General features: G+C 31.1%; 5 protein-coding genes. All 5 read right to left on the reverse strand.

Annotated elements, in window-relative coordinates; translation table 11 throughout:
* The coding region (locus U9R42_05545) for a DUF4131 domain-containing protein (GenBank protein ID MEA3495484.1) at positions 1–469 on the reverse strand (469 nt) is incomplete at its 3' end.
* Positions 470–785: 316 nt separating this feature from the next.
* Positions 786–5,645 (reverse strand): PKD domain-containing protein, encoded by a 4,860-nt coding sequence (locus U9R42_05550; protein ID MEA3495485.1) that lies wholly within the window; start codon positions 5,643–5,645, stop codon positions 786–788.
* Positions 5,646–5,756: 111 nt separating this feature from the next.
* A complete protein-coding gene (locus tag U9R42_05555; GenBank protein MEA3495486.1) occupies positions 5,757–7,058 on the reverse strand; it encodes a gliding motility-associated C-terminal domain-containing protein in 1,302 nt (433 codons plus the stop codon).
* A 2-nt stretch (positions 7,059–7,060) separates the two neighbouring features.
* Positions 7,061–7,609 carry a sigma-70 family RNA polymerase sigma factor gene (locus U9R42_05560; protein MEA3495487.1) on the reverse strand — a complete coding sequence of 183 codons (549 nt, stop codon included), beginning with the start codon at positions 7,607–7,609 and terminating at the stop codon, positions 7,061–7,063.
* Positions 7,610–7,615: 6 nt separating this feature from the next.
* On the reverse strand, positions 7,616–7,831 hold a 216-nt coding region (locus U9R42_05565), incomplete at its 5' end, for a hypothetical protein (protein ID MEA3495488.1).

A 7,831-nucleotide genomic window follows, 5' to 3' on the forward strand; every position in this document is an offset into this window, starting at 1 on the left:
TTATATCTCCATATTTTAAGAGTGCTGTTAAACTATCTTTCCGAAAATAAACCAAAGCTTTTCCTGTAGTTTTATGAATTCCCGAATTGCTCTTAACATACTTTACCTTAACAATGCTTTTAAATGTTTTCTCTTTCTCCTCTGGATATTCAATAATTTTGGCTACAATTATATCATTTTCATTTAAGTATTTTGAGAAATGTAAGGGTTGGTTAATGCCTACCCTTGATAAAACAAGAAAATAACCGGCAAAAAATATTATTACATTTAATAACAAGCCAAATATCCAACGCAAAGAATATGAATGCTGTATTTTAAAAAACCGTATAACAAAAAGTAATAGAACTGAAATTACAACAAAATAATAGAAATTGGATTGAGCTAAAAATCGGTAATTTATTGCAAATAAAATCCCTAATATAAATGGAATAACAAATCTAAACAAAGGTACTTTGTTCCAGAAATTCATTTTTTCAGATTATTGAATAGTTTATTCAAAAATCAATTTACAATAATTTTTAGTTCTATATTGATTTTTGTGGGTAAAAAATATTAAAGCCACAGACTTCGTCTGTCGAAGATAAGCTAAGTGTAATAAAAGTAAGACTACGTCTGTCGAAGACAGATTCACAGATTACGAAAAGAGTAATTTTATAATCTGTGCGAAACTTGAGAATATTATCTAAATCACATAAGATGTTGGAAAAAGAAAATAGTGTATTTTGTTTTAAACAAAAAAAAGGCACCACTAATGTGATGCCTTTTTGCAAATTTAATAAAAATAATTATCTTATAAGAGTAACGGAACCTGCCTGATTCTCCATTTTCTTACCTCTTAATTGATAATTGATTACATAGTAATAAGTACCTCCTGCACATGCTTGTCCGGAATTCATATTATCACCATTCCAATGTACATTAGGATCTGTTGATTCAAATACTTTCTCACCCCATCTGTTAAAGATAGTAATGTCCCAAAGTTCTACACCTTCATTCTCAATAGTAAATTCATCATTAGTTGAATTTTTATCTTCAGGAGTAAATATGTTAGGAATATGAATTTTTACACTAAAATAGTTATTGATAACTACACATTCCTTTTTAAGACATCCCTCACTAGCAGGATCAAGGTTAGGATTATTTATCCATGAGTAAAGACAAACTCTGAAATCGCCTTTTTCATTACCGAAATCATTAACAAACAATGAAGTATCCATTGTTGTAAACTCTTTATAATAATCAGTATTCTCTTTTTCAGTATCAATTCCTTCAACAGTCCACTTATAGTTTGTAGCACCTGTTGATTTGTTAGTAAAAGTAAATTCAGGTAATCCGCTGGAATCTACAACACCAATATCTGCAACTGTTTTCATTACTCTAATCTGAATTGATTTTTGCTTATCAGGACAACTGTTTCCATATCCGTCAAGTTTAACGGTATATGTTGTATCATCCGATCCCATAGTTGTAAAAACATGATATACTGTTTTTCCCGGAACGTCCAAATGATCTGTTCCATCACCAAAATTCCAATAAAGCTCTTGATAACCAGTATCAGATAAATCATCGAATACTGCTGTTGTGCTATCACAAATCAAGGTATCTCCGCTAAATTTTGTTCTTGGAATTGGAAGTACTGTTACAATAAAGTGAGGATCATCCTGATCGGAAGAATCAGCAAATATTGACGTACAAGGTACATAGCGTTGAACCGCAGGATTATATACACTATCAGAGGCTATCAATGAAATGTAATAAACTCCGGGTTGTGTATATTGGATTTCGAATGTACTGTCAGTTGAATTTGAATAATTTGTAAAGGAGGCGGTTGTATTATCACCTTTATTAAATTCCCAAGATTTTAAATTCATTGATGAATCCTTAACAATTAGATAATCTCCTGCACAAAGTGTATCGTGATTAGACTTTACACCATTTTTAAGTATATGAAATTTTGGTTCTGGTCCTAATAATTCAATGAAATTTGGTTTCATTATAGTATCCACACATCCATTAGTATTTTCTACAATCAACATTACATCAAAGTTTCCATTATTTAAATATGTGTGCAATGGATCTTCTATGTAACTAAGACTTCTTGATCCCAATTCATCACCAAATTCCCATTTCCATTTATAAACAGAGTCAATAAGGAAGCTATCTTTAACAGTACCATTTGGATAATAAACATATCCATAATTATTCAATCCATAAGACATATCGTTAAATCCAATAAGTTTAGGACCGCAGATATATGGTTTTGAAGTATTTGTATCTGCAAAATCAGCAACTACTCCAATAACTTTTATGAAAGCTTTTCGTTCAAGAACTTGAACACAACCATTACTATCGGTGGTTCTCATACTTACTGTATAATCACCGGGAGTATCGTAAATAAAAGTAACACTATCCTCATCTTTTATTCCATTAGTTTCAAATACTCCGTCTCCATCACAATCAAATTCTACTTTCTCTATAATTGTAGGTTTACCCCAAGGTCTGTTGCCAATAGGATCTTCCCAAAACGGTGTTTGATTAAGGTGTGGATCCCATGGTTGTAATTGAACTTGGAAATATCTAATAAAATGAGTAAAGGTAACAGTATCACCTCCGCCTTCGTAACAAATAACTCTATCATCTGCTAAAAAGTTAGTATAGTGTCCTACATAAACTTCTGCTTGTCCCATATTTACACAACCGTAAACATTCCTGATTAATGAAATCACATAATACTTACCGGGCTGACTCATACTATAATTCGGTTCAAGCCTTGTAGCATAAGGTGCCGAAGTATCTTTCATATAAAATGAATCCTGCAATGTTAACTGCGGGAAAGTATCAGAAGCAAACCATCCTTGAGAAGCCATATTGTTAAGCCAATTTTGATTAACTGGTTTACCTTTTGTTACGTCAGGATACATAAAACAATCGTGAAAAACTTTTTTACCTGTAAATGGATCAAGTGTAAATGAATCCTGATGACATAACCAGAATATTGTATCCTTTTTTGTAAGCGTACAGCTATCTTCAATATAAATTGGTTTTGTCCATGGTGGAGCGTAAAATTTTGAAATCATAAATGTAAACTTAGTAATACCTACTTGTTGTGTATCAGCAACTGTAAGAATAGCCTGATGTGGGGGACATAATCTCAAATGTTGCGACTCTGCATAATTCATTGGTAGGTATTCACCATACTTAAAGTTGTAAGGATCATTAAGATTAAATCCAGCTTGAAGGTCAAAAATATACTTATAATTATAATAGAAGAAAGTATCAAGACAATCACCTGTCTTAATTATCAATCCTATTGTTTTCCAGCCGCCATCGCCATAAATCCATTTATTACCCATCATCATAAAAGTAATATCATCAATCCAACCACAAGTTATTGTTTGGTGGGTTGCATAATGATCTGCATTTCCATTTCCACTAGTATCAAGGGCTGTTGTATCACTACAATTAGCAGCACACTGAGCTGCCGAATCAAAGACCATCCACCATTTTTGCCTTGCACAAGAAGGTAAAGTCTCAGTAAAATCAGGTCTCTGTGGGTAACTTTGTCCAACACAAGGGGTACCATTTAATATTACACCTCTTCTTCCAAGTGCAGGTGGCGTTACCTTTTGTAATGCCCAATCAAGATATGTAAACTTATCTTCATCCCAACTAGCATCAGGTGGCTCCATTACAATATTTACACTTGCTAAACTCACACAATTTGTTACGTTATCAGTAACTCTTAATTGTACGGAATAACATCCGTCTTCTTTAAATAAGTGCCAAGGTTGAACTTCATCAGAATATCTACAGTCCATATTCGGTACTGCTACTGTTGAAGTACATTGGTCGCCATCGGTAAAATCCCACCAATATTCCATACTATCACTTGCCCATGGATAAGATGGGTTTCTGCATTGGTCTTGAGAAAGATCGTTAGCAGGGAAGGTATAAGTTGTAGGATCATCATCAATTGCGTAATACAAGCGATATTTTTTAGAGTTATTTGTAAACCTCACATAGTTTGGTCCACTACAATTATGTATATATAAATCCGTATCATGCATTGTTTGTGGAGTAGCAGTACCACTTTTTGGATAATAAACGTTTCCGCTTGTAACACCATTTGGTAATGGATCTCCAGGGAACCATGTTCCGTTTGTTTCGGTTACACTGTCATAAAAATTTTTGGTTCCTGTTGGGCTTTTAAAAGGATAATTGATTGATATTATCCTTGGAGGTTTATTATCATAACATGGATAAGGTTTAAAAGTTGTATCAAAATTTATACTGTCTAATACTGCATTACAATAGGTATCAACTGAACTAACAAGAAAAGGTGGAACAGATGTTCTTGTAACATAATCAATAGGGTCTCCATTAGGGTTCCAGCATTGTGAACTCATGTAATGAAACGTTGACAATGGAATTGGTTTCGCCTGAAGTTCATCATTTGGTGGAAATGCAGGAGGAGGAGGCAAGGTTATCATTGCCTGTGGTCCTTTCAATGGAATGAAAACACAGAATGTTGTATCTCTTATACAGTTTGGTTCGTATATCGTTAATGTAATATCGTAAAAACCAGGAGCTGTATAATGATGACATGGTTCCCATGATTCATCATTAGTATTTAATAACATTGATGGTGGATCATCAAATACCCACAACCAATAATAAGCATTTGGTCTTGGTTCTTGTTTAAAACATAATTCATTTCCTTCCCAGCAAACCGGTCCGCCTTGACTTTTCAAAATATCAAACCAATAGAAAATATTTTTAGCACCTGAATAATTAATAAAACTATCAACACATCCGAATGCACTTTCTATAATAAGTTTAGGATGGAAACTACCATCCATTGTATAAGTATGGCTGAATGGTGGTTTGCCAAACATAGAGTCTGCAGAAGTTGAATCACCAGAACCATCATCAAAATCCCACCACCAACGCACAATATTTTTACCGTTAGTATCTGTTGTATTTTTAAATTTCACATTTGTTTCCGGACATCCAATTGCAAACTGAGTTTCAAATTTAGGAGCAAGTTTAGGAAGTACAACAATTTCAGAAACCTTTGATGCTGTATCAACACAACCATTAGTATCGGCTATCTGTAGTAAAATTGTATATTTCCCACTTTTAGTATAAGTATGACATGGTTTTGTAAGATTTGTATAAACATTACCATCACCAACATCCCAAGTAAGATCTGCGATTGGTGCATTTGACTGTCCTGGTGTAGAATTGTCATCAAAACAAAAATAATTATTTTCAAAGCACATAGTTGCCTGAGAAGGTAAAATCAAATCAGCATTTGGATTGTCATATATCGTAACATCAATGCAATCTGAACATTTTACAGAACCGGTTGAAGTGTATAAATAAACACAAGCTGTAAAGGTTCCAAAAGTATCAAATGCGTGTGTTGCTTCAGGTACAGGCATAAGACTAGAATCTCCATCACCAAAATCCCATTTTATAGATGAGAATGTTGTGGTTGACGGAATTTTAAAAGTTATTGATGAGCCTCTACAGGTAGAAGTTTTATTGACAGAAATGTCACACTGTGCATTTGCCAAATAATTAAACCCTAACAATAAAAGCATCAAGAGAAACGCATTCCTAAATTTTTGCTTAATTTTCATGATAGTTGTTTTTAATTTATGTTCAAAAGTAATATTTTTTTTTATATTGACCAATTCTTTTATAAATAACGTTTTTTCATCCTCACAGGTTGCTTGCATTTTTTTATTTTATTATCTGAATAATCTTATTGTTCCATGTAATGAAACTGGTGTCTGTTGTCCTTGTAAACGATAATTAAAGAAATAATAATAAGTACCTTCAGGACATTCCTTTCCTGAATTAATATCGGTTCCATCCCATGATAAATTTTTATCTTCACTTTTAAAAACTGTTTGTTTATATCTGTTTACAATAGTTAACTTAAATAATTTTTCACCTTCAATTGATATTTTATAAAAGTCATTTACAGCATCACCGTTTGGCGAAAAGCTATTAGGCATACTCACTTTAGGATATTTCTTAACATCTATTTTTTGTATAAATGTATCGGAACATCCTGAATATGTTAGTGCAATTAACTTTACAATATAAATTCCTGTATCATTAAATTCGTGTACAGGATTATTAACAGTTGTTTTATTATTATCATCTAAAATCCAAAATACTTTATTCTCATATTTGCTAAGATTGAAGAAACTAAATTCCGGTGTATGTGAAGCATCAAATTTAAATTTTGAAATAGGGCTTTTCCTAATAATTATTTTTTGTGTTTTTTGTGTTTTGTTCTCATTACCAACTATTGAAAATCTTAGATTATAAATGCCGTAGTCATCAAATTTTATGGCATAATAGCCTGAATTCAAGTAATATTTTTTTCCATCACATCTCAATAAATATCTGATATTTGAATTATTATTAGAAGAATAAATGAAAAATCTTATAGAGTCGTTCATACAAATTGCAGTGTCAATAAACTTCAAACTAAAATCATTTTTTTCTTTTTCTATTACTTTATTCTTTTTACTGTTTTCTTCTTTTGAAATATTTTCTAAATTATCCGTCAACACTAAATTGTCATTAGAAGAAAAAGTCTTTTTATTTTCATCAATTTGTTTTTTAAATTCTTTTTCTTCCTTAATAAATACTTTCTGTTTTTCAGTTACTTGTTTATCTTCAATTTTTGTTGTTTTATTTTCTTCTTTTACAATCTGAGCTGTTCCAACTATATCAACATTATTCTTTTGTTCGTAAATTTTATCATTATTTGTATTTAATAAATTTACTATTAATAATGTAGCTACGGTAATTACAATTGCACTTGCAGAAACCAATGCTACACTTTTTACAGAAATGCCTTTAGTAATTGACTTTAAAGATACTTTTTTCGGTATTGGATTGGCAATATTAATTTTTGAATTTACTGCGTTCCAGTTATTAGTCATTTCACTGAAAGAAGTATCAGCCTCAAAATCTTTAAATGCATCTTTAAATGCATCAAAAAGAGAATCTGTATTTTTATTTCCAGCTACCATGTTTAAGAAAAATCTTTATTAATAATTATTTTTAATTTTTGTTTTGCTTTAAAAAGTTGTGATTTTGATGTACCTTCGTTAATTTGGAGTTTTTCAGCAATTTCTTTATGTGAAAAACCTTCAATAACATAAAGGTTAAAAACAGTTCGATATCCTATTGATAAAGAATTTATACATTTTAACAAATCTTGTTTTTCTAAATTTGACAGGACATCATTAATGTTTTTTGAATCAATTTCTTCATTTACTTCAAAAGAATTCGGTATTGTTGCATTTTTTCTATATTTATCTATTGCAGTATTTATCATAATTCTTTTTATCCAACTAATAAATGAACCTTCAAATTTGAATTTTGAAATATTTTTGAATATTTTAATATATCCTTCCTGCAAAATATCATTTGCCTCATGTTTATCAACCGCATATCTTAAACAAATTCCCATCATCAATCCATAATATTTCTTAAACAATTTTTCTTGGGCTAATGATTTCCCTTTCAAGCATGCTTTAATTAAAGCTTTATCTTCTTTTTTCGTTTTATTCTCACTCATTTTACCCTACGATTTAATGAACGAAAGTGTCCTAACAATGGTTGCCTGATTTATAAAAAAAAATATATATTCAACAAAGGTAGTCAATATCTCAAGCACAAAAAAAGCTTTTTTTAATAATGAATATTGAACAAGGAATAAAGAATCTTGAAGTAAAAAGATAACGCTTAGCAACTTTTGTGGACAACAAATTTCATTATTCATAATTCCTTGTTTCGCAAC

It is taken from the genome of Bacteroidota bacterium (assembly GCA_034723125.1).
GTDB lineage: Bacteria > Bacteroidota > Bacteroidia > CAILMK01 > JAAYUY01 > JAYEOP01.